Genomic DNA, 20,784 nt, shown 5'->3' on the forward strand with positions numbered 1-20,784 from the left:
AGTGAGAAATATATAAGAAAATCATTAGGGGTGTATATAAAATTATTAAACATGCCATGTCGATATTTAACAGAGGTTAAATATTTTTACGCGCAATACTCCCTCTAGCCTACGCGCTCTGACTTTATCATGCACATTTCATGCATGACTCAGAGGCCCTGAAAGCCCTTACGGCGCGGGGTTTCGGCTATCTTGAGAGGCTGGAGACCCATGAAAAATCATGTACCCTATGCATGTACGCTCGATTTAAGATAGGCTAATCAGAAAAAGGCTGTTTTTGGACTTGGGGAACGGTAAAAACATCGCAGCAGGGCCAGTTCCATAAGTGAAATGTTTGATTTCGGCTATAACTGCAGTGACGGTTTAATGTCCTTTTTTCTGGCGACGATAAATCATCACCGTTTCCGTTTGAATGGGCTGACATAAATTCTTATCGACACTCTCTACTGTTTTAAAGGTAAAGGAGCGCACGATATTTTGGCGCTGGTAATAGGCTTCTTTCTTCTGCTCCGTGATATAACGGCTGGTACGAGTATAAGAAGAATGTGTACCAAGTGGGCAACGTATCATGATGTGGCCCCTTGCTGCTGCAATCATTGACGTTTTGTTTTCAGCTCAGTTGCAACCTGCACTCGACACATTGGGCTGTTTTGCAGTTCTGGCAATACTCCGGTTTCTTCCGCCTTCGTTAGCCCAATGTCGTTCAATACCTGGGGCTCAATGGCCTGTAGTGCCGTGGCCGCATGAATATGGCCGCTCAGTACTGTGAGTTCAACGGGTCGAAGCAACGCTATCCTTAAACGGGGGGTACGCTGCCATGAAACGAAGAACGCACATTTACTACACACCAGAACAGAAAGCGATTATCTGGGACAGGCACAAACAAGGTGATTCCCTGCATAATATCGCCAGGATACTCAACAGAAATCATTCTTCTATCATGCCCACTATCCACCAGACTGGTGGGTATCGTCCCTCTGTCCGAAAGCGGCACTGACTAGCTCTTTCACTTGATGAAAGAGAATAGATATCCAGAGGACTGGTAGCAAAACGTAGTATCAGGGACATTGCTGGCAGATTATCAAGGACTCTCTCGACGATTAGCCGCGAGATCAAAATGTAAGTATCCTTTCAGGGACTCTATATGGGTACAAACATTTTCGAACCACATTATCCCCGCAGATATACTCGCGTCAGAAAGTTGATGTAGATTGAATAAGGTTGTTTCAGATGGATAAAAACGAAGATAAATCCTTGTGGAAACTGAATTTCAGGCACAAAAAAAGCCGCTCGTAAGCGACTTATTTGCATCATAAGGTGCCGAAGGCCGGAATCGAACCGGCACATCTCTCGATGGTTGATTTTGAATCAACTGAGTCTAACAACTTATTGATAAACCACAATAAGCTGTTTTCCACCAGATGGTGTTCAGCACCAATTTCGCCATGAAATTGCCCCGAAAATTTAGCCGGGGTTTCCATGATTTACAAGAGAGATCGTTATTTGATCTTAGATCCATGCGGAGTATATCCCGTAAGGATCGCCATCCCTGACTACATGAGGGGCCACTTTTGCGGAAAACGTAACTTCCTCAAGAGCACAGGCTCACGCGACATTCGTCAGGCAAGGCTCTTTCGTGATGCGATTGCACTTGAGTTCGCCAGATTACGTGAACAGCTAAAGCCACAACCCAGCGGTTCAAAGGTTGAGCGAATAATCAACGATCTACGGCGCATAGGAAGTTATGCGAAAGATAACCCACTACAGATTGGCACACCTTTGCAGTCTTGCCCTTCTCTACTGCGAATGAGGGATCTTTATTTTCTCCAGTTTGGCGACAAACGCAAGTTAACCACCCTTTCCAAGACCAACAAAGCCGTAGAGCAAATCTTAGCTCACTTGAAGAAGCGCGATATCCATTTACGGGAGATCAACCGAACAGTAGTAACTGGCTGGTTAGATAAGTTGAAGAAGGAAAAGGAAAGAGCACTCCAGACGATTCAAAATTACATTAGCTCATTGGCTCAGATATGGGATTTAGCAATGAACCGCTATCACGATGCGCCACAGGCTACCCCCTGGCGTGGTCATGGATTGGAAGCGAAAAGTAGTAAGGTGAATTATGAGGTTTTTACTCATGTAGAACTGGCGAAGGTATTTTCAGCGTTTGAAGGTGACGCTGAGATGCAGGCAGTGATCTTGATCGGAATGTATAACGGCATGAGGCTCAATGAAATTTGTTCATTACAGGTTGGGAATATCCGCTCAATCGGAGACGTTCCTTGCTTCGAGGTCTTGGAAGGCAAGACCAAATCGGCGGCGCGTTTAATACAGGTTCACTCATGCATTACACATTTGGTTGAGACACTTATTCATAAACCACACGACAGTTTTCTTTTCTACCATGCATCAATCACAAATCGTGCTGACGGCAAGCGTTCAACGTGGCGTACACAGCGTTTCACAAGGGCAAAGCGTAATGTCTTGGGAGAGGTTGGCACAGAAAGAAAGGTATTACACAGCTTACGCCATGAATTTGCTCAACAGCTTGACCGTAACCAAGTTCCAGAAGACAGGATCGCATTATTGATGGGGCATGATCGAGGCAGCACGGAGGCATTTAAGACGTATTCAAAAAATTCAGCATCACCACAAGAACTATTTGGTTATATAAATAAAATAAGATACGATGAGAATTATACATCGTGATTGAATAACACCCATTTTTGGTAGTTGAATTTACTTAATGGATTAGGTTAATCTGAAAAGCCACCATTAAAAAATTTGAAAATCAATACCTTTAAATTAGGAATTACACATGGCTATGAAAAAGTGTCGTGAGTGTGGCGGTAAAGTCTCATCATCGGCTAAGACTTGTCCCCATTGTGGGGTAAGTAAACCGTACACATCCCCATCTGGCTGTTTAATATTTATTTTAGCCGCTGCATTTGCAACTTACATGACGTTTTTTAAGGATGATGATAAAAAACCTGAGAATAGTTATGAAAAAGCAGAAGACACTCAAGAAGTAAGAAGTGAAGCACAAGCAGTCATACAATCAAGAGGATTTACTTGCACAAAAGTAAACAGCACACACGCAGCGGCCTTTGGGGGTTCAATCACAGTATTCTGTGACGATGTTTATGAATATAAAATTAAAGATAATGGTGGAAAATATCAAGTCACCGCAGAGTAATTTATTGTTTTCCTCGCAAAGTGACTGCATTTATTATTTACCACCATCCAGTAAGGTGAATCATTATTTGAAATAACTGAACATCAAATTTTGGAGATTGTATTTCCATGTATATCACCATTACGACACAAAAAGCACACACGCATAAGAAGAATATCAGACGTGACGATCTTCAAGGGCTTACGTGTTTTATGCAAATGGCAAAAGGTGTGCGTGTTACCGCATCCTTGGATCATCAGTCAATTGTCAGCAATGTGCTGGGTGAACCTGACAGTCGTGAACACCATCAGTTAGATTCACATTGGCGTTGGAACGATGTCGATGCAGTGAAGTTAGTCGATGTGTTGCACGCTGTCGCCACAGTCTAAGCATAGAGTTCAGAGTAAAAAAGCCCGGCGGTTTACCGCAAACCAAACCGGGCATATCAACCTTAGGATCACCGAAATGACCAATTGTCGAACCGTGAACCGTGAACCGTCGATCACTGTGTTGATGAGTTCATGCAGCCGTTGCCGAAGGGTGAAGTGATGGAAATGTGCCGCCTGCAACCTGGAGACAGCCAACGGGTTGAATTCGGATATTCGGTACAATGAGCCGGAAGTCGTGTAAAATTACTGAACAAGTTTTCTTGCCAACAAAGTGGCGATCATGTGTGGAAACAAGCATCATCTTGTCGCCGCCTCCTGAAACCTTCGCACACGCAAAACCACACAAATAGTGTTGTCTATCCCGATTTTAAATGTCACTCTGATTTCGTTCATTTATCGAATATTCCCGGCAAGTTATCTGTTTGAGTGTGCCGCGATGATGGACGCTATGTCGGTGGTCGCTGACGCCTCAGCGCTCATTACAAGCTGATGTGATGCCGTGCCGCTTGGCGTGCATTATTCACCGCTGCCGCGCCCAACTTTATAGCGTCTCGGAATCGGGAAGGAAGTTTATAGATAAGAAACTGATATTCCTAGGTTATTGTTGGTTTTCTCCAAGGGATGGGGCAGTCCGTCAGGCAGATCCGCAATAGAGTCAGAGATATTTGCCAGCCCTTCTATATATAGAGGCACCCCATAATGTGATTTTTTCGTGGGAGGCTGGAGGTCATATTGCTATTCCCAGAGCGTTCAGTTATTAATGTTGGACTAACTCTTTGCTGCTATATACTTAAATGTCATCAGACATTACATATTTAACTCCTACTTTCAACTAAACTAATTAACTAATAAAATTGTGATAAATTCAATATTGAAATTTGTTCCAAATAGAACCTTAGTAAGTTGAGCGTTAATTTTTATATGTGAAAATAAAACTTAAATTAAAAAAAGAGGTAAAATGAATAGACATAGACCACACGGAAGAAAACCAACAACTTTGGAATCTGATATCCTCAAAGTTCGCGCTCTTGAAATGATTTTAATCCTATTCTACATGGAAAATTTAAAAACATTTATTCTCGAATCAATTGAGAATACCAATATAATTCCCAATGAAGATGAATCAGAATATAATAAGAAAACAATCGGGAAAGGTAAGTTATTCGAAGGTGCACGTTCAAGACTTGTTAAAAAAGGCATAATTAGCAAGGAAGAAAGTGAAATTTTAAAAGAACTTATTGATTACAGAAATGACATAGGCCACAGAATATATATGCTCACCTTTGATGTTGGGGCATATTCAAGTTTAGGAATTAAACCTCGCTATGACTATACCGCTGCAAAAAAAGCTCGTATATTAAGACGTAAAATCATGAATGAGATGGGCAAGCATTTCATACTGACATTAAGTTTCGACAGTCTTGCTTTTGAATCCGCTGAAAATTCATATACAAAAGAGATCGAAAGACTAAAGAAGAAAATAAACAAAGGAATTGAAGCACTCAACATTGAAGCAACTGAAATAAACAGGCAAATAAATTCCATACCTAAGTCTGTAATAGACAAACTCCAACCCGGCCACCCTAAAAACCATAAAGGTAATGGAACACTTAGCCCACAGGGTTTTGAGTGCGTTTTTACACTATTTGAATTACAAGTAAGACCTTTAACTGTCTCATACATTATGAGATGCTCTTATCGCACAGCTATATCTTGGTATAAAAAATGGAAGGAAAGTAAAAAACACGACTCTCTGGTGGGGGTAAAATAAAAAGGCTTACTATTAAGGTAAGCCATACACATAACAGATGTTGATAACTTTTATTTTTTATCGGTTATCGCAGGGACACCTTTTATTGTAAACTTTCTCCTCCCATCAAAATACAAAGGTGATTTAAAGTATGGACCATTATTAACAATTACTGCCGATTGAATTAAAGCATCAATTGCATCTTCTAAACCATCGTCCTGAAATGCAACAGAATCTTCACCCTGAGGATAACCTTCTGTTATTACCTGACAATTAATCATAGGATGACCAACACACTCTATCAAGTATATTTCAAAGGCTTCACGGGGAAGAGCTAACCCAAATTCACGCCAGGCATACTTCCTGCCCCAATAGTAACCATCTGACTCAGAATGCTTTACTCTTGAATCGTTTTTCCCTCTATTCTCTTCATGCTTCTGTTTAGACATATTACGGGCATATTGATAACTAAAGTCCTTATCCAAAACTGAGGCTTTTGACAAACAAGATGTATCAATAGTCTTGATGCCATTATCCTCTGTAAATCCTATGTTATATCTTTCGCCTTGAACCAGTACATCCTCTGCATTTGCTTCAAATTGATAGATTGTATCCGTTGTCGATGGCTGGAATGTATGTAAAAAACGGCCATTACCTAAATCATGCTTTTGATAATTTGTAACAATCAGATCATGAATTGTTTTTAAATTCCGAGATTTCATAAAACGCTCCTTATCAAAGGTAAATAATAGATTGAATCAACCTCAGGAATTCTTATCTCTATTTTCAATTCCTTGTAAGGCGTTTGCTGGTAGGTTTTTAAACATGTTATCAATTTCTTTATGTCGCGTTATTTGTTCTGAGACAATAACATTAAGCAATCTAAATAAACTATGAGCCAATTTCGGATCATCATCAATATTAATCTCCCCCGGATGAACTGCTTGATTACCTACGATCCTGCAAATATCAGCAGCTTTCTGAACCATAGGTGGAAGTCCTTTAGCTACCAAAGATTTGATATCATCATTGATATTCTTTCCTGGCTGGTCTAAATGAATCATTAGCTTTTGCAGGCAAAGTCGCAATAACGCTGCAGCCCCCTTAGGTGACAAATTAATGATACTGCGAGCTTCCATATAATCTTGCGTACAATTTTCTGGCATATCAGGATTAGGCATTTCGACATTAGCTGACGCCGGAATCAACATGACTCCTTCAAACCAGTAGCTCTTATTACGACAGCGTTCGCATGAAGCAGTTTCCATCGGAAGAGAGTTCGAGGAGCTGTAATAATACAAATGATCCCATGATTGCTTGGCATACGCATTGCAAAATGGACAATTAAAGGCGTCTTTCCTGTATTCTGGTGCTTCAAAAGGTATTGACATGACTATCCTGCCTTAAATTACAATTTACCTTGCAAGCGGTGTGCTTTTGCCCAACCTGCAACGCTGCGAGATCCCACATAACAAATTAATAAATCAGCCAAACTGCGCGAATTAACAAACTTTACTTTCGAAGATGCGACATTTCGGGAAGTTACTTCACACCAAAGACCATCGACCCCTTGAGAGGCACTACGAGATTCAACTTTACATACAAGAAGATCAGCCACTGACCTGGAACCCACAACGCAAACAGAAAAATCAGCAGCACTGAGGCTACCTACTTCACATATCCATGCCATTCAGATCGCCCTCTCATTGCGCTCAATCTTTCAGTAATGAAACTGGAAACACGAGATGTTCAAATTTCATGTGGCACAGCTAATTGATAGCGCGAAGAAAATTAGGATTAGTCCCAGATTATCGAGTGTGTACGATTTGTGCAACTACCAGTTATGAGATGAGGATGGGCATTTAAAGCGATCTAATAGCAATGTTTGGGCTAAAGAATGGGGTTTGATATGTGCGAAATGAGCTAAAGAGATTTGAAGTGCTGGAGCGAATCGGAATCCAAAGTGCCATCATCCCAATCTTGCTGCCGCATCTTACGATAATTCTTGCGACTCACCTTTATCTCTGACGCTCTCTTAGGATTTTCATCAGACAACAACCGCCCTTGAACTATGTGCAATATCTGTTTTTTGCGCATACATCACCATCAGCCAAGTTTCGAACTATTTTAGTTCGCTACCTTACTGAGGACAATAGCACCCATAAAGCCCCGTTGGTGATAAGACAACAAGCGAAGCGTAGCGAAATCATCAGGGTTATGTCAGTCAGTGAAATTTATCAGGATAACCGTGTACCCTTTCAGGAGCGTGGCTGAAACGCTGGCAGAGCTTGCATTTGGTGTGCAAGTACCGAGACCACCATAAACCTGTTTATCCTCTACACTGCCATCACGACAGGTAGCTTTAAGAGGGCATCGAGCTGAAATGCAATTCACTGAAAGTTTTTTGGGAGAGTTTTAAGGCGCTAGCAGCGTCATTAGCTTCAAGTTGGATGCTGAACGGTGAGGCTGTTCACGCTTGTACGTATTTGAGCCTGGAACTACACGCCGCTGTAGGTTAACAGCCCGATTCGCCACTATAAACCACAGCGGCAATTTCAGGTGAAGCGAAGACAACAATCTTCCCGTGCAGAAAAGACAGAAACTTTTGTCTAATCTATTGATTTTACAGGAAAATGAATAGATGGTGCCGAAGGCCGGACTCGAACCGGCACGTATCTCTACGGTTGATTTTGAATCAACTGCGTCTACCGATTTCGCCACTTCGGCACTGAAGAGGATGCGGAAAACGTTGTGGATTATACCGTTACACGTCGGCGGTGCAACAGGATTTATCGGGGTTGCGAACTGAATGCTGAAAAAACCAGCGAAGCAGCCCGTTTACTGCGTTTTCAGCCTAGTTTGGCCATGAATAGTGCTCCACATGCCTCGCCAAACCAAGCACAGCACAGCACAGCACAGCACAGCACAGCACAGCACAGCACAGCACAGCACAGCACAGCAGTATAAAGTCTGACAAACCCAAACCCACCACCAACGCTACAGGCTACTACTCATCTCATCTCATCTCATCTCAACAGAATCCTCCCAAACGCGGCTATCTGCCTCTTTACCCAGGAACTTTCTCCCTTCAGACTCCTCTTATCCACACTGAGAGTGCTCAGCGATTATCGAGGTTGACATGAAAGCAATAAAAAAAGGCGTTTGGGGATTGGGGCTGGCGGCGGTGCTGTTAGCGGGTACGGCACAGGCTGCGAGCTGGCAGGAGCAGTTAAGCAGTGCGGCTTCTCAGCTGTCACAGCAGAATAGCGGGACGGCGACGAACAGTGGGACTGCGCAAAATGGCGGGCTTTCGCTTTCAGGCCTGAGCGGGTTGTTGAACGGTGGCGATAGCGCCGTGAGTTCCAAGACCATGACGAATGCCGCTGGCGTGATGGAATACTGCGTGAAGCATAACGTGGTCGATAACAACGTGAAGTCGGTGAAAGATAAAGTGCTGAGCAAGTTAGGGCTGAGCGATAGCTCTGCGCAGCAACAGAACACCGGCTATCAGCAGGGGCTGGAAGGCTTGCTGAATACCAGCAACGGTCAGCAGCTTAACTTGCAGAGCCTGAGTAATTCACCGCTGGGTGAGAAGCTGAAGACCAAAGCCTGTGACGTGGTACTGAAACAAGGTAAGAACTACCTGCTGGGATAACCCCCCCTCATCCCAGCCGTCTCCCGTTTGGACGGCAGACGGGGCTGATTGGTGCAATGCTGCAAAACAGAAAACCACCCTCATCCCAGCCTTCTCCCGTCTAAACGGGAGAAGGAGCAGACAGTGCCAAGCTGCAAAACGGGGAAAACTCCCTCATCCCAACCTTCTCCCGTCTAAACGGGAGAAGGGGCAGATTGGTGCAATGCTATAAAATGGGAAAAAGCGCCCTCATCCCAACTTTCTCCCGTTTAGACGGGAGAAGAGGCAGATTAGTGCCAGGCTGCAAAATGGGAAAAGCGCCCTCATCCCAGCCTTCTCCCGTTTAGGCGGGAGAAGGGGCAGAACGAGCAAAGCTGTAAAATCGCAGAGCATCCTCGCCTGTCCCCACATCCCGTACAAAGCGCAGCAGCCTGCCTCCACTAAATCTTGGATTTTTAATCCCATCTCCGAGCCCTCTCGCAAAACCGGCACCAAAAGTCGTTCCTTGCGGCAACGGTAATGTTTTTCATCATAAATCAGCGCTATAGTTAGGCCTCGGCCCTCTCGCACAGGAACGCGCAAATGCCCGCTAAAATCTCTGCAGCCATCTATTTTGGCCCGGAACATATCAGGGCCTGTGCCCGACTGCCTGAAACTGGCTTAGAAGAGAAAATCTTTGCCTATGAAGACGCAGTGATCGAAGAGGTGTTTAGCTGGGTGCAACAATATCCGGTTAAGCGTACTCACATCTGCCTGATTGAAAACGAAAGCGTTGATCTGTTTGCGGATGACCTGGCTGACACCGGTTTTCATGTTTACCAGGTGAACATTCATACCCTGCTCAACTGGCTGGCCACCGCGCCACCACAAACGCCAGATGGCACCACGGAACGTCTGATGCTGCGCTATCTTGAGACGCAACGCCCGCCACAGTATGAATCACGCACCCCACAAACCGATGCGCTGCTGGAGATGTTCGACTATCTCGATATGCTGGATACCGCTCTGGAGCAGGATGACCCCACGCTGCTGCCGGAAGATGTGCAGGAACGCATGGAACGGAAATCGTTGGACATGGAAGAGGTGATTGATGACTATCGCCAGGCCCAGGTTCAGGCGATTCGTGAACACCTGATGACCTTCCCGGAGCTGATGACACCAGAAATTCTGGAAGAGTTCTTCCCGGAGTTAATCGAGTCCTTCCAGCATCAACGCCATTGATTGGTTACACGCAGGCACACTCTGCTCGTTTTAATACACAATCGATCAGACATAAAAAAGGGGCGCAGTGCGCCCCTCAGTGTGTTGACAACTTTCCCTATGGCCAGGTAGCTGCTAGTTAACAAAATCACTTATAAATCAAAATTTTAATTATCATTGCTCGGTTAAAAACCATCAAAAAACATTTGCTGAAATATATCAGCCGTTTAGGGAGCACTGAGTGCCACTTAAATGTGTTTATAACGTAATCTGGCTAGTAATCGTTATGACAAATTAAAATAATCAAATACAAATCAAATGGTTAACTAAAACCCTGATAATACTGCCCTCAAAAAATCATTTTCTGAGATTTATCAGCTATTTAAAGGGCGCAGCGCGCCCCTCAATATTACCCGTCAACAAACTTACTTTTTCAGTGACTTACGCACTTCCGCAACCTGATCGGCAGTGACAGCAGAAGCGGTGTTGCTCCAGCCCTGACGCACAAAGGTCGCCAGCTTCGCCACTTCGTCATCACTCAGACGCGCACCAAAGCCAGGCATCGCCAGCGTCGACGGCGTTTTAGCCGTTGATGGCTGCTGCGCACCCACCAGAATGGTGTGGATCAGACCGGTCGGATCTTTCGCATTCACGATGGTTGCCTGATCCAGTTCCGGGAAGGCACGCGGTGCGCCCTTACCGGTCACGTAGTGGCAAGCCCCACAGTTATCCAGATACAGTCGCTCACCTTCGGTCAGGTTCTTAGCGGCAGTGAGTTTCGCTTCAGTTGCCTGCTGCGCCTGCTGGTTATAGGCCTGGAGTGGTGGATTACCGCCAAGGAACTTCAGGTACGCGGCGATAGCTTGCAGATCGGCATCGGTCATGTGTGAGCTACTGTGCTCAATCACTGACTTCATCTCTCCACCAACGGAAGCTTTATCGTTACGTCCGCTTTGCAGGTAGTCGACGATCTCCGCTTCGCTCCAGCGTGGCAGGCCACGCAGTGACGGCACATCCCAGTTATTCAGGCTGCCACCAGCAAGGAACTGGCTGTCGCTGCTATCCAGCGCTTTCTCGTTCATACCAAAGCCGCGCGGTGTATGGCAGCTACCGCAGTGACCAAGGCTCTCAACAATATAGGCACCGCGATTAACCTGCTCGGAAGCACCACCAATCGGCTGGAACGGTTTATTGTCCGCAAAAGCCCAGTTCCAGAAGCGCATGCCCCAACGTTGGCTGAACGGGAAGCTCAGGCTGGTCTCTGGTGGCTGCTCAGCGCTTGGCTGTACGCCTTGCATAAAGTAGACATACAGCGCGTGCATATCTTCATCGCTGATCTTGGCGTAATCCGGATATGGCATCGCCGGATAGAGGCGTGAGCCATCAGGTAATACGCCTTTACGCACAGCGTCAGAGAACTGCTGTTCGGTATAGTTGCCAATACCGTGCTGCTTGTCTGGCGTGATATTGGTGGAGTAGATGGTGCCAAGGTTAGATTCAATCGCCAGGCCGCCCGCATACGCCGGTTTTCCTGCCACAGAGTGACACGCCATACAGTCGCCCAGACGCGATAAATACTCACCTTGTTTGATCAGTGCTGCGTTATCTTCCGCCTGCGCCTGCAGGGCAAAACCGCTGCCCAGCAACAGAGCAGTGGCGAGTGATAAAGATTTAAAAGTAAACTTTTTCATACGCTTATGCCTGTACCAGTGGGCCGGGGTTTTTCAGATACTGTTCTTTGATCGCCTGTGCCGCCATCAGGGTAATCGCGCCGATGGTATCGGTCGGGTTCGCCTGGAAGTTCTGCGGGAAGGCGTTACCGCCCGGTACAAACACGTTGTGCACGTCCCAGCTTTGCAGGTACTTGTTCAGCGCGGAAGTCTGTGGGTTATCACCCATCACCGCACCGCCAACGTTGTGCGTCGAGACGTATTTGGTCAGGTCAAAGTCAGCACCCATTGGCAGGAAGCTCATGCTCATGCTGTCGGGGTTCAGCTCCTTCGCGATATTGCCAACAATGCCCTTCAGGTACTGTTGCAGCTTCAGTTCGTTCTCTTTCCAGTTAAAGGTCATGCGCAGCATTGGCAGGCCACGGTGATCCTTATAGTTCGGATCCAGATCGAGATAGATATCGCGATAAGACTGGCAAGTGGTGGTGATGCTGATCTTCATGGAATGGCCGTACCACTCTTCCAGTCCCTCTTTCCAGCCGGTGCCCCAGCCCGGCGTGCCTTTTGGCAGTGCGGTACTGATTGGCGTACCGGTCGCCTGTGAGCTGTGGATCTTCGCGCCCCCCAGGAAACCAAGCGCAGGACCATCAAAGTTACCCGGTGAAATGTCGTTAAACATCTGTCCGGTTGGGCCGGATGTGGCGAACGGATTGAAGTTTTTATCTTTGAAGAACAGCGTTGCGCCGCCGTTAGACAGGAACGCATAGTTACGCCCAACGACACCCTCTTCAGTGATCGGGTTGTAAGGCTTGCCGATGCCAGAGAGCAGCATCAGACGCACGTTGTACATCTGGAAGCTGGAGAGCACCACGATCTTCGCCGGCTGGAAGCACTCATTGCCGTCTTTATCGAAGTAGATCACGCCTTTAGCGGTCTTCTTGTCATCATTCAGAACCACTTTCACCACTTCCGCGTTCACTTCATAGGAGAAGTTAGGCATACGCTTCAGCGCATCCATGACGGCGGTCTGCGGTGAGGCTTTGGAGTAGTTCAGGCACGGGTATTTACTGCAATAGCCGCAGTAGTTACAAGGCGCTATCTGGTTGCCGTACGGGTTGGTCCAGGAACGGGAAGCCGCCGCAGAGGGGTTCGGGAACGGGTGATAGCCGAGCTTTTTCGCCGCCTCTTTGAACATCACGTTGTTAAGCGTGTCTTCCAGGGCTGGCATGTTGTATGGCTCTGAACGCGGCCCTTCAAACGGGTCGCCGCCTTCAAGGATCTGACCGCGCAGGTTACCGGTGTTACCCGACTGGCCGCAGATCTTTTCAAATTTGGTGTAGTGCGGTTCGATCTCATCCCAGGTGAACGGGAAGTCCATCACGCGCATGTCATCCTGCAAGATGCCTGGCTTATAAGCCTGATCGACATAGGTTTTCAGCTTAATGTCGGTCGGGGTTGGACGAATCAGTACGCCGGTCCAGTGCAGACCAGAACCACCCACGCCGGTGCCCGGTGCGAAAGCGCCCCACTTACGGGTCGGCAATGCCGTCTGGCTCATGTTGTAGCGTACAGTCACCGCCACTTCTGCCGGGGTAGCGAACACTTTGTTGCGCACCGCGTAGGCATATTCATCCGCCGGTTTTGGGTAGGCGAACTCATCGTAATCACGATCGCCGCCGCGCTCCAGCGCACGTACTTCCAGGCCAGCTAGCGCCAGCTCAATGCTCATCAACGAGCCTGCCCAGCCGAGGCCGCAAACGACGACGTCGACTTCTTTTTTTGTAATCTGTGCCATGATAATCCTGTCTCAAATACCTGATTCGTTAACGACTTAAGCGCGCTCGCCCTGAATGCTCACCGGGCCTAACGGATACGGCACGTTGTGCTGTTTCACCCATTCGGTGAAGCTGGCGCGTGCGCCCGGGAAGCCGATGGCAATCCAGGCTTTCATGCCCTTGTTACCGCCGTACATCGGGTCGGCTAGGTAGCCATGTTTGGTATCTGAGAGCAGTTGGCTGAAGAACTGCGATGCTTTGAGGTTTGGTTCACCCAATGCCGGGAAATCGATGCCATCGTTTTTGTTCACTTTCGCCAGCACCGCATCCTTCTCTTCCGTCGAGAGCTCATGGAAAGATTTTTGATAGGTGCTCTGCGTCCACTGTTCAACCAGCTTGATGCCGGTGTGATAGATCTGTTGTGGATAGAACGGGATCTGATAACCCATCGTCGCCGGCGCGTTGATATCAAACGGCCCCTGCATGTAGATCTCTTTCCCGAACTCTTCGCTATGCAGCTGCTGGTCGATGAAGATCGGTACGTTGGTTTCCAGTGCGCCCGGCGCTTTGCCTTTCCCGCCCGCTGGGATCAAGCGATCGGTGGCGGCCAGAATAAACTGCCACTCCGCAGCGCTGAAGAATACCGGCTGGTACTCAGACAGCTCAGGTGCGGCCAGTTCTGCCGCCTGTGCCGCTGTCAGTCCTTTTAACACCAGGTCTGTCAATGGCAAAGCCAGCAAAGACCCAAGTAAAAACTTACGTCTGTTGGTCGGTTTTTGAAGAAGCATGGGGTGACGACTCTCACTTGCTAAAAGGGATGGTTTTTTTTGTTAACGAATTTTTTATATAAACAACAATAGGCAATATTAAGTATGTGGATATTTCAATGTGTAAAAATGAGAGATCAAATGTTTTTATGATTAAAAACAATCATACTGTTAATTTTCAGTTACAGCGTGGTTACGGGATTTTAGGCGAGTTATTGCACTTAAAACCCTGTTTTTAACGTGGACTTGGTGATTTTTATTGTGCAAACAGACAAAAATGAATCATCTGAGAAATAGTCGCCTGACTACACTGATAAAAAAAAGTCATCGATCGATTGCGACTGCTCATCCCCGAAAGGGGGATCTTTTTCAGCACAAATTATGCATAGCTCAGAACAAAGCGGCATTTATCCCCCTGTCACCAACCCGATACAGTGGCTGCATTCTCCGTTCAGGAAACATCTTATGCGCCGTACACTGGTTCTACTGCTCTCCCTGCTGACCATCACACCCGCCGTGCTGGCAGCAACCCCAAAAGACACCTTAATTGTCGCGATCCCGCTGGATGGCATCATTAGCTTTGATCCGGCAGAAAGCTTTGAAACCGTCAGCAATGGCGTGCAGATCAATCTTTATCAGACGCTGATCGCCGCTGACCGCAAAGATGCACAAAAGCTGGCTCCGGCTCTGGCCAGCAGCTGGCAGCCAGGCAGTACGCCGCATAGCCTGGTGTTTACCCTGCAACCTGGCGCGAAATTTGTCAGCGGCAATGCGGTAACGCCACAAGACGTGGTGTTTTCACTCAGCCGCGCGGTGAAACTGAACAAAGCGCCGTCATTTATTCTGGGTGAATTTGGCTGGACGCCGGATAACATCGATAGCCAGTTAAAAGTGCTTAATGACCATCAGGTTGAGATTCAGTGGCCGGCCCAGATTGGTGCTAACCTGGCGTTACGTCTGCTCACTGCGCCAATTGGCTCGATTATCGACAGTAAAACCGCGCTGGCACACGCCAGCAACAATGACTTCGGTAATGCCTGGCTCCACACCCACTCTGCCGGTAGCGGGAGCTTCCAGATCCAGCAGTATGTGCCGCAACAGGCGCTGGTGCTGGCGGCCAATCCCTATGCCAGCAACCCGCCGCACGTCAAACGCGTGCTGCTGAAAGGCGTAGCTGATGCAGGCACCCGCCGCCTGCTGATTCAGCAAGGTGATGCAGATGTTGCTTATCAGCTCGGGCCGGATCTGATCAGCGCACTCAAAAGTGATAAAAACCTGAAGATCACCGCCTTCCCTTCCGATCTGGTCTATTACCTCGGGTTTAACACCAAAGATCCGCATCAGCCTGCGCTGGGTAATCCGGCCCTGTGGCAAGCAGCGCGCTGGCTGGTGAACTATGACTCGTTGGCAAACCAGTTGTTAAAAGGGCAATACAAGGTTCATCAGAGCTTCCTGCCGCAAGGTTTTGATGGTGCGCTGGAGAACACGCCATTCCACTACGACGTGGCAAAAGCGAAAGCGATCCTTAAACAAGGAGGCATTGCGCCAGGTACTCACATTGCGCTGACCGTGATCAATCAGCCGCCGTACATTGATGTCGCGCAGGCGTTACAGGCCAGTTTTGCCGCTGCGGATGTGCAGCTCGATATTCAACCCGTGGCTGAATCTGAGCTGTGGAGCAAAATGCGTAGCCGCGATTTCCAGTCGATCTTCATCTACTGGGGCGCGGATTATGTCGATCCGAATACCAATGCCAGTGCCTTTGCGTACAACGTTCCCGGCGGATCAAAAACTCTGGCCTGGCGAGTAGGCTGGGATATCCCGCAAATCAGCGCGGAGACTCGCACTGCCGCAGGAGAGAGTGATGCAGGCAAACGCCGTGCGCTTTACACCCAGCTGCAACAACAGCTGCAACAGGAATCGCCCTACGTCATCATGCTTCAGGGCGCACAACAGGTCGCCGTGCGCAGTAATCTGAGCCACGTCGAGCAGCCAATCGGCGTGAGCCTGCTCTATTTTGATAGCGTAGAGAAAAATTAACCCGTCGTGGCGGGCGTCGTTGCCCGCCGCGATCCGTTTCGCTTGCTATGCTGATGGTATCTTTTTAGCGCGAGTAAACCATCATGACGCCTCTTCTGATCGCCCGAACCCCAGAGAAAGAAGTTCATCTGCTGCCACAAATGACCAATCGCCACGGCCTGATCACGGGAGCGACCGGCACCGGTAAAACCGTGACGCTACAAAAACTGGCGGAATCGCTGTCGAATATCGGCGTACCGGTTTTTATGGCGGACGTGAAAGGCGATCTCAGTGGTGTAGCGGCAGAGGGGCAAAGCTCGGAGAAGTTACAGGCGCGGCTGGCTAAAATTGGCGTCAGCGACTGGGAACCGCAGAAAAATCCGGTGGTGCTGTGGGACATTTATGGCCAGCAGGGCCACCCGCTTCGCGCCACCGTGTCCGATCTGGGTCCGCTGCTGCTGGCTCGCTTACTGAGCCTGAATGAGGTGCAGAGCGGCGTCTTGCAGATTATCTTCCGCGTGGCCGACGACCAGGGCTTACTGCTGCTCGATTTCAAAGATTTGCGCGCGATGACGCAATACATCGGTGATAACGCCAAGTCCTTCCAGAATCAGTACGGCAATATCACCAGTGCGTCAGTCGGTGCCATTCAGCGTGGCCTGCTGACGCTGGAGCAGCAAGGTGCCGAGCACTTTTTCGGCGAGCCGATGCTGCAAATCAGTGACTGGATGCGCTGTGATGAGAACGGGAAAGGCGTCATCAATATCCTTGCCGCCGAGAAGCTGTTCCAGCAACCGAAACTTTACGCCACCAGCCTGCTGTGGATGCTCTCTGAGCTGTATGAACAGTTACCAGAAGCTGGCGATCTGGATAAGCCTAAGCTGGTGTTTTTCTTTGATGAAGCCCATTTGCTGTTCAACGATGCGCCAGCGGTGCTGTTGGATAAGATCGAACAGGTGATCCGCCTGATCCGATCCAAAGGCGTTGGCGTGTGGTTTGTGACGCAAAATCCGGCTGACGTGCCGGAAACGGTGCTGGGCCAGTTGGGTAATCGTGTGCAGCATGCCCTGCGCGCCTTTACCCCAAAAGATCAAAAATCCCTGAAAGCTGCCGCCGATAGCCTGCGCACCAATCCTGCGATTGATACCCTCGCGGCACTCCAGCAACTGGGCACCGGCGAAGCGCTGATTTCGCTACTGGATGAAAAAGGAAGCCCTGCAATTGTCGAACGCGCCACGGTGATCGCCCCCGGATCACGCATGGGCCCATTGAATGCCGATGAACGTAATCAGTTGATCAATAACTCTGCGCTGTATGGCAAATATGATGAAGCGCTGGATCGTGAATCCGCCTATGAGAAGTTGCAGCAAGGTGTGCAGCAGGCACCACAGCAAAATAGTGCACCAGAGGCGAAAGGCAACGGCGTGAATGTGGATGACGGTATTCTCGGCGGGCTGAAAGATATTCTGTTTGGCAGCACTGGCCCGCGCGGCGGCAAGCATGATGGTGTAGTACAAAGCGTCGCGAAAAGTGCCGCACGCCAGGTGACGAATCAGATCATTCGTGGCGTTTTAGGCAGCCTGCTCGGCGGCCGCGGGCGCTGAGTGCTATGCTGTTCAAATGGAAAATGATAAACAAAAACAGTTACAACGCAGCAAACTACTGGCACTGAGCCTGCTGCTGGCAGCAACCCTGACCTTTATCGTCACGCTGTTTCTGCCGCCCAACTTTTGGGTTAACGGCGTGAAGGCCGTGGCGGAAGCGGCCATGGTGGGCGCGCTGGCAGACTGGTTCGCGGTGGTGGCACTGTTTCGTCGCGTGCCTATCCCCTTTATCAGTCGCCATACGGCGATCATCCCACGCAATAAAGATCGTATCGGCGATAACCTCGGTCGCTTTGTGCAGGAGAAGTTTCTCGACAGTGAGTCTCTGCTGAGTCTGATACGTCGCCACGATCCGGCACAGATGCTGGCCGACTGGCTGGCCCAGGGCGAGAACGCGCGCCGCGTCAGTCACCACCTGTTGCAGGTAATGCGCGGTTTCCTCGATCTCACCGATGACAGCCGCATTCAGGACTTTTTACGCCGGGCGGTGCATCGTGCGCTGGATAAGGTGGATTTTAGCCAGTCCGCCGCGCTGATTCTGGAGAGCATGACGCGTAATAATCGCCATCAGGCGTTGCTGGATGCCACTATCGATCAGCTGCTGAGCCTGCTCAATCGCCCTGATACCCGCGCTTTTATCGCCCGTCAGATCACCAGTTGGCTAAAGCGCGAACATCCCATTAAAGCCAAAATGCTGCCTACCGAGTGGCTGGGTGAACAGAGTGCTGAGGTGGTGGCAAACGCAGTGGATTCGATTCTGGATGAAGTCGCGATCGATCAGGGGCATGAGCTGCGTCAGGGCTTTAATCGCGCCGTGGCTAAGCTGATTGAACGGCTGAAAAGCGATCAGGAGATGGCCGAGCGTGCCGAGATGGTGAAAAGCTGGCTGAAAGAGGACGCGACGCTGAATCAGTATATTGGTGAGCTGTGGCAGGATTTGCGCAGCTGGCTGCGTCAGGATCTCAGCAGTGATAACTCCCGCGTTGAGCAGCGCATGCAGCAAGCCGCGCAGTGGCTGGGTGAGACGCTGTTAGCGGATCAGGCATTACGCAGTGCCATGAACCAGCATCTGGAAGAAGCCGCCCGCTCCGCCGCACCGGACTTTTCCGCCTTCCTGACCCGGCATATAAGCGATACGGTGAAAAGCTGGGATGCACGCGATATGTCGCGCCAGATCGAACTGAATATTGGCCGCGATTTACAGTTTATTCGCGTCAATGGCACCCTGGTCGGCGGCTCAATCGGGCTGATTCTGTATCTGCTTTCGCAGCTGCCGCAGGTACTCTAGAAAGAGATTTGCGAGATAGGTTCTTACTGGTAGATAGCAAAAAACCCGCCGAAGCGGGTTTTTCACATGCAAAAGTCGAAACTGGCCGGTAAGCCGCTTTCATGTCATGGAGAACGGAGTGGACAGTCATTCATCTTGTTCCCATGCTCCAGATAGCAAAAAACCCGCCGAGGCGGGTTTTCCACATGAAGAAGTCGAAACTGACCGATAAGCCGGGTTCTGTCGTGGACAGTCATTCATCTAGGCCAGCAATCGCTCACTGGCTCAAGCAGCCTACCCGGGTTCAGTACGGGCCGTACCTAGTGAACCCCTATTTGGCCTTGCTCCGGGTGGAGTTTACCGTGCCACGAACTGTTGCCAGCCGCGCGGTGCGCTCTTACCGCACCCTTTCACCCTTACCTGATCCCATTACTGGGCCATCGGCGGTTTGCTCTCTGTTGCACTGGTCGTAGGCTTGCGCCCCCCAGGCGTTACCTGGCACCCTGCCCTATGGAGCCCGGACTTTCCTCCCCTCTGCCTGTCTCCCCCGAAAGGGACGACGACAAAGCGGCGACTGTCTGGTCAGCTTCGGCGCGGGATAATAGGGCATTCAGCGCGATTTGTCACGCCTCTTGCTGCTCCAGAGCGAACTTATACAGCGCATTCTTCTTAACGCCATGAATCTCCGCGGTTAGCGCCGCTGCTTTTTTCAGCGGCAGCTCCTTTTGCAGCAGCGCCAGCGTACGCAGTGCCTCCGGCGGGAGGGCTTCTTCATCGGCATGGAAGCCTTCAACAATCAGCACCATTTCGCCTTTGCGGCGGTTTTCATCTTCACGTACCCACGCCAGCAGTTCGCCAACCGGAGCACCGTGAATCGTCTCCCAGGTTTTGGTGATTTCGCGTGCCAGCACCACATACCGCTCAGCCCCTAGCTCTTTCACCATATCTTCCAGGCTATCGAGCAGGCGATGCGTAGATTCATAGAAAATCAGCGTGCGCGGCTCCTGCAATAACGCGCGTAACGCATCGCAGCGACCTTTACTTTTCGCGGGCAGAAACCCTTCGTAACAGAAACGATCTGACGGTAATCCCGCTGCGCTTAATGCTGTGATCGCGGCGCAGGCTCCCGGTAACGGCACCACGCGCACTCCGGCTTCACGGCACAGGCGCACCAGATGATAGCCAGGATCGTTGATTAACGGCGTGCCGGCATCGGAGACTAATGCGATACTCTGGCCTTCCTGGAGCTTCTTCAGCAACAGTTCTGCCTTCTGCTGTTCGTTGTGATCGTGAAGTGCGAACAGTCGCGCATTGATGGCGAAATGTTGTAGCAACAGCCCGGTATGACGTGTATCTTCCGCAGCGACCAGATCGACGCTCGCAAGCACCGTCAGCGCCCGCTGGGTGATATCACCCAAATTACCAATCGGGGTTGGAACGATGTAGAGCGTGCTGGCAGAAATGTCTGCCCGATCGAGTTGTTTCATTGTTTCATCCGAATTGCCGATTTAATATTGAGCATCTTGAAAAAAAC

At 49.2% G+C, this 20,784-nt stretch carries 17 protein-coding genes, 2 tRNA genes, 1 other RNA gene and 2 pseudogenes; 10 read left to right on the forward strand and 12 right to left on the reverse strand.

Annotated elements, in window-relative coordinates:
- Window positions 1-340: 340 nt before the first annotated feature.
- Both F3J40_RS13230 and F3J40_RS13235 read right to left on the reverse strand, forming a co-directional pair.
- Window positions 341-570: pseudogene (locus tag F3J40_RS13230) on the reverse strand (ogr/Delta-like zinc finger family protein); the annotation flags it as partial.
- Between the two features lie 23 nt (window positions 571-593).
- Complete coding sequence (locus tag F3J40_RS13235) at window positions 594-788, reverse strand: hypothetical protein (RefSeq protein ID WP_167015327.1); 195 nt, start codon at window positions 786-788, stop codon at window positions 594-596.
- 29 nt (window positions 789-817) lie between these two features.
- Here F3J40_RS13235 and F3J40_RS13240 point away from each other — a divergent pair.
- Window positions 818-1,117, forward strand: a pseudogene (locus tag F3J40_RS13240) (helix-turn-helix domain-containing protein); the annotation flags it as partial.
- A gap of 201 nt (window positions 1,118-1,318) precedes the next feature.
- On the opposite strand, the gene F3J40_RS13245 reads toward F3J40_RS13240, so the two are convergent.
- A tRNA-Leu gene (locus tag F3J40_RS13245) sits at window positions 1,319-1,445 on the reverse strand.
- A 34-nt stretch (window positions 1,446-1,479) separates the two neighbouring features.
- Here F3J40_RS13245 and F3J40_RS13250 point away from each other — a divergent pair.
- The 4 genes from F3J40_RS13250 to F3J40_RS13265 all read left to right on the forward strand — a co-directional run bounded on the left by F3J40_RS13250 (window position 1,480) and on the right by F3J40_RS13265 (window position 5,335).
- Window positions 1,480-2,709, forward strand: a complete 1,230-nt coding sequence (locus F3J40_RS13250) for a tyrosine-type recombinase/integrase (RefSeq protein ID WP_167015329.1) — start codon at window positions 1,480-1,482, stop codon at window positions 2,707-2,709.
- 109 nt (window positions 2,710-2,818) lie between these two features.
- The gene (locus tag F3J40_RS24900; protein ID WP_240155461.1) at window positions 2,819-3,196 is read left to right on the forward strand and encodes a hypothetical protein; all 378 of its coding nucleotides are present in this window, start codon (window positions 2,819-2,821) and stop codon (window positions 3,194-3,196) included.
- 107 nt (window positions 3,197-3,303) lie between these two features.
- The gene (locus F3J40_RS13260; protein ID WP_167015331.1) at window positions 3,304-3,564 is read left to right on the forward strand and encodes a hypothetical protein; all 261 of its coding nucleotides are present in this window, start codon (window positions 3,304-3,306) and stop codon (window positions 3,562-3,564) included.
- 958 nt (window positions 3,565-4,522) lie between these two features.
- Complete coding sequence (locus F3J40_RS13265) at window positions 4,523-5,335, forward strand: ribonuclease HepT family protein (RefSeq protein ID WP_167015333.1); 813 nt, start codon at window positions 4,523-4,525, stop codon at window positions 5,333-5,335.
- Window positions 5,336-5,385: 50 nt separating this feature from the next.
- On the opposite strand, the gene F3J40_RS13270 is transcribed toward F3J40_RS13265, so the two are convergent.
- From F3J40_RS13270 to F3J40_RS13280, 4 genes are all read right to left on the reverse strand, one after another.
- Window positions 5,386-6,036, reverse strand: a complete 651-nt coding sequence (locus F3J40_RS13270; RefSeq protein ID WP_167015335.1) for a hypothetical protein — start codon at window positions 6,034-6,036, stop codon at window positions 5,386-5,388.
- Between the two features lie 42 nt (window positions 6,037-6,078).
- Window positions 6,079-6,705: a DUF4145 domain-containing protein gene (locus F3J40_RS13275; protein WP_167015337.1), complete on the reverse strand. Its 627-nt coding sequence runs from the start codon at window positions 6,703-6,705 to the stop codon at window positions 6,079-6,081.
- Between the two features lie 17 nt (window positions 6,706-6,722).
- Window positions 6,723-7,004, reverse strand: coding sequence for a 7(1) septoil knot domain-containing protein (locus tag F3J40_RS25205; protein WP_369410943.1), 282 nt, complete (start codon window positions 7,002-7,004; stop codon window positions 6,723-6,725).
- Window positions 7,005-7,956: 952 nt separating this feature from the next.
- Window positions 7,957-8,041, reverse strand: a tRNA-Leu gene (locus F3J40_RS13280).
- A gap of 412 nt (window positions 8,042-8,453) precedes the next feature.
- Between F3J40_RS13280 and F3J40_RS13285 the strand changes: the two genes are divergently transcribed.
- Together F3J40_RS13285 and F3J40_RS13290 are read left to right on the forward strand one after the other, a co-directional pair.
- Window positions 8,454-8,969, forward strand: coding sequence for a YjjA family protein (locus F3J40_RS13285; RefSeq protein WP_167015339.1), 516 nt, complete (start codon window positions 8,454-8,456; stop codon window positions 8,967-8,969).
- 561 nt (window positions 8,970-9,530) lie between these two features.
- Complete coding sequence (locus F3J40_RS13290; RefSeq protein WP_167015341.1) at window positions 9,531-10,169, forward strand: hypothetical protein; 639 nt, start codon at window positions 9,531-9,533, stop codon at window positions 10,167-10,169.
- A 404-nt stretch (window positions 10,170-10,573) separates the two neighbouring features.
- Here F3J40_RS13290 and F3J40_RS13295 read toward each other — a convergent pair whose 3' ends face one another.
- Genes F3J40_RS13295 through F3J40_RS13305 form a run of 3 tightly spaced genes read right to left on the reverse strand, consistent with a single transcriptional unit; the run spans window position 10,574 to window position 14,381 of the window.
- Window positions 10,574-11,839, reverse strand: coding sequence for a c-type cytochrome (locus F3J40_RS13295; protein WP_167015343.1), 1,266 nt, complete (start codon window positions 11,837-11,839; stop codon window positions 10,574-10,576).
- A 4-nt stretch (window positions 11,840-11,843) separates the two neighbouring features.
- Window positions 11,844-13,613: a GMC family oxidoreductase gene (locus tag F3J40_RS13300; protein ID WP_017350093.1), complete on the reverse strand. Its 1,770-nt coding sequence runs from the start codon at window positions 13,611-13,613 to the stop codon at window positions 11,844-11,846.
- A 36-nt stretch (window positions 13,614-13,649) separates the two neighbouring features.
- Window positions 13,650-14,381, reverse strand: a complete 732-nt coding sequence (locus F3J40_RS13305; RefSeq protein WP_026042896.1) for a gluconate 2-dehydrogenase subunit 3 family protein — start codon at window positions 14,379-14,381, stop codon at window positions 13,650-13,652.
- 444 nt (window positions 14,382-14,825) lie between these two features.
- Here F3J40_RS13305 and F3J40_RS13310 point away from each other — a divergent pair, with 444 nt between their 5' ends.
- From F3J40_RS13310 to F3J40_RS13320, 3 genes are all read left to right on the forward strand, one after another.
- Entirely contained in the window at window positions 14,826-16,400 is a 1,575-nt protein-coding gene (locus F3J40_RS13310) for an ABC transporter substrate-binding protein (RefSeq protein WP_167015345.1), read from the forward strand.
- Window positions 16,401-16,480: 80 nt separating this feature from the next.
- On the forward strand, window positions 16,481-17,983 hold the full coding sequence (locus F3J40_RS13315) for a helicase HerA-like C-terminal domain-containing protein (protein ID WP_167015677.1): 1,503 nt from the start codon (window positions 16,481-16,483) through the stop codon (window positions 17,981-17,983).
- Window positions 17,984-17,999: 16 nt separating this feature from the next.
- Window positions 18,000-19,271, forward strand: coding sequence for a DUF445 domain-containing protein (locus F3J40_RS13320; protein ID WP_167015347.1), 1,272 nt, complete (start codon window positions 18,000-18,002; stop codon window positions 19,269-19,271).
- Between the two features lie 192 nt (window positions 19,272-19,463).
- Here F3J40_RS13320 and rnpB read toward each other — a convergent pair.
- Both rnpB and rsmI read right to left on the reverse strand, forming a co-directional pair.
- Window positions 19,464-19,840, reverse strand: an RNA gene (gene rnpB / locus F3J40_RS13325) — RNase P RNA component class A.
- A gap of 33 nt (window positions 19,841-19,873) precedes the next feature.
- The gene (gene rsmI, locus F3J40_RS13330; RefSeq protein WP_167015349.1) at window positions 19,874-20,737 is read right to left on the reverse strand and encodes a 16S rRNA (cytidine(1402)-2'-O)-methyltransferase; all 864 of its coding nucleotides are present in this window, start codon (window positions 20,735-20,737) and stop codon (window positions 19,874-19,876) included.
- Window positions 20,738-20,784: the final 47 nt, after the last annotated feature.

This window comes from Candidatus Pantoea multigeneris (genome assembly GCF_011752615.1).
GTDB lineage: Bacteria > Pseudomonadota > Gammaproteobacteria > Enterobacterales > Enterobacteriaceae > Pantoea > Pantoea multigeneris.

What these genes read in the sequence shown, in the direction of transcription:
- rsmI (WP_167015349.1), bottom strand. Translation starts at nt 20,737, where the DNA reads ATGAAACAACTCGATCGGGCAGACATTTCTGCCAGCACGCTCTACATC.
- F3J40_RS13265 (WP_167015333.1), top strand. Translation starts at nt 4,523, where the DNA reads ATGAATAGACATAGACCACACGGAAGAAAACCAACAACTTTGGAATCT.
- F3J40_RS24900 (WP_240155461.1), top strand. Translation starts at nt 2,819, where the DNA reads ATGGCTATGAAAAAGTGTCGTGAGTGTGGCGGTAAAGTCTCATCATCG.
- F3J40_RS13270 (WP_167015335.1), bottom strand. Translation starts at nt 6,036, where the DNA reads ATGAAATCTCGGAATTTAAAAACAATTCATGATCTGATTGTTACAAAT.
- F3J40_RS13285 (WP_167015339.1), top strand. Translation starts at nt 8,454, where the DNA reads ATGAAAGCAATAAAAAAAGGCGTTTGGGGATTGGGGCTGGCGGCGGTG.
- F3J40_RS13300 (WP_017350093.1), bottom strand. Translation starts at nt 13,613, where the DNA reads ATGGCACAGATTACAAAAAAAGAAGTCGACGTCGTCGTTTGCGGCCTC.
- F3J40_RS13310 (WP_167015345.1), top strand. Translation starts at nt 14,826, where the DNA reads ATGCGCCGTACACTGGTTCTACTGCTCTCCCTGCTGACCATCACACCC.
- F3J40_RS13260 (WP_167015331.1), top strand. Translation starts at nt 3,304, where the DNA reads ATGTATATCACCATTACGACACAAAAAGCACACACGCATAAGAAGAAT.
- F3J40_RS13305 (WP_026042896.1), bottom strand. Translation starts at nt 14,381, where the DNA reads ATGCTTCTTCAAAAACCGACCAACAGACGTAAGTTTTTACTTGGGTCT.
- F3J40_RS13320 (WP_167015347.1), top strand. Translation starts at nt 18,000, where the DNA reads ATGGAAAATGATAAACAAAAACAGTTACAACGCAGCAAACTACTGGCA.
- F3J40_RS13295 (WP_167015343.1), bottom strand. Translation starts at nt 11,839, where the DNA reads ATGAAAAAGTTTACTTTTAAATCTTTATCACTCGCCACTGCTCTGTTG.
- F3J40_RS13275 (WP_167015337.1), bottom strand. Translation starts at nt 6,705, where the DNA reads ATGTCAATACCTTTTGAAGCACCAGAATACAGGAAAGACGCCTTTAAT.
- F3J40_RS13290 (WP_167015341.1), top strand. Translation starts at nt 9,531, where the DNA reads ATGCCCGCTAAAATCTCTGCAGCCATCTATTTTGGCCCGGAACATATC.
- F3J40_RS13250 (WP_167015329.1), top strand. Translation starts at nt 1,480, where the DNA reads ATGATTTACAAGAGAGATCGTTATTTGATCTTAGATCCATGCGGAGTA.
- F3J40_RS25205 (WP_369410943.1), bottom strand. Translation starts at nt 7,004, where the DNA reads ATGGCATGGATATGTGAAGTAGGTAGCCTCAGTGCTGCTGATTTTTCT.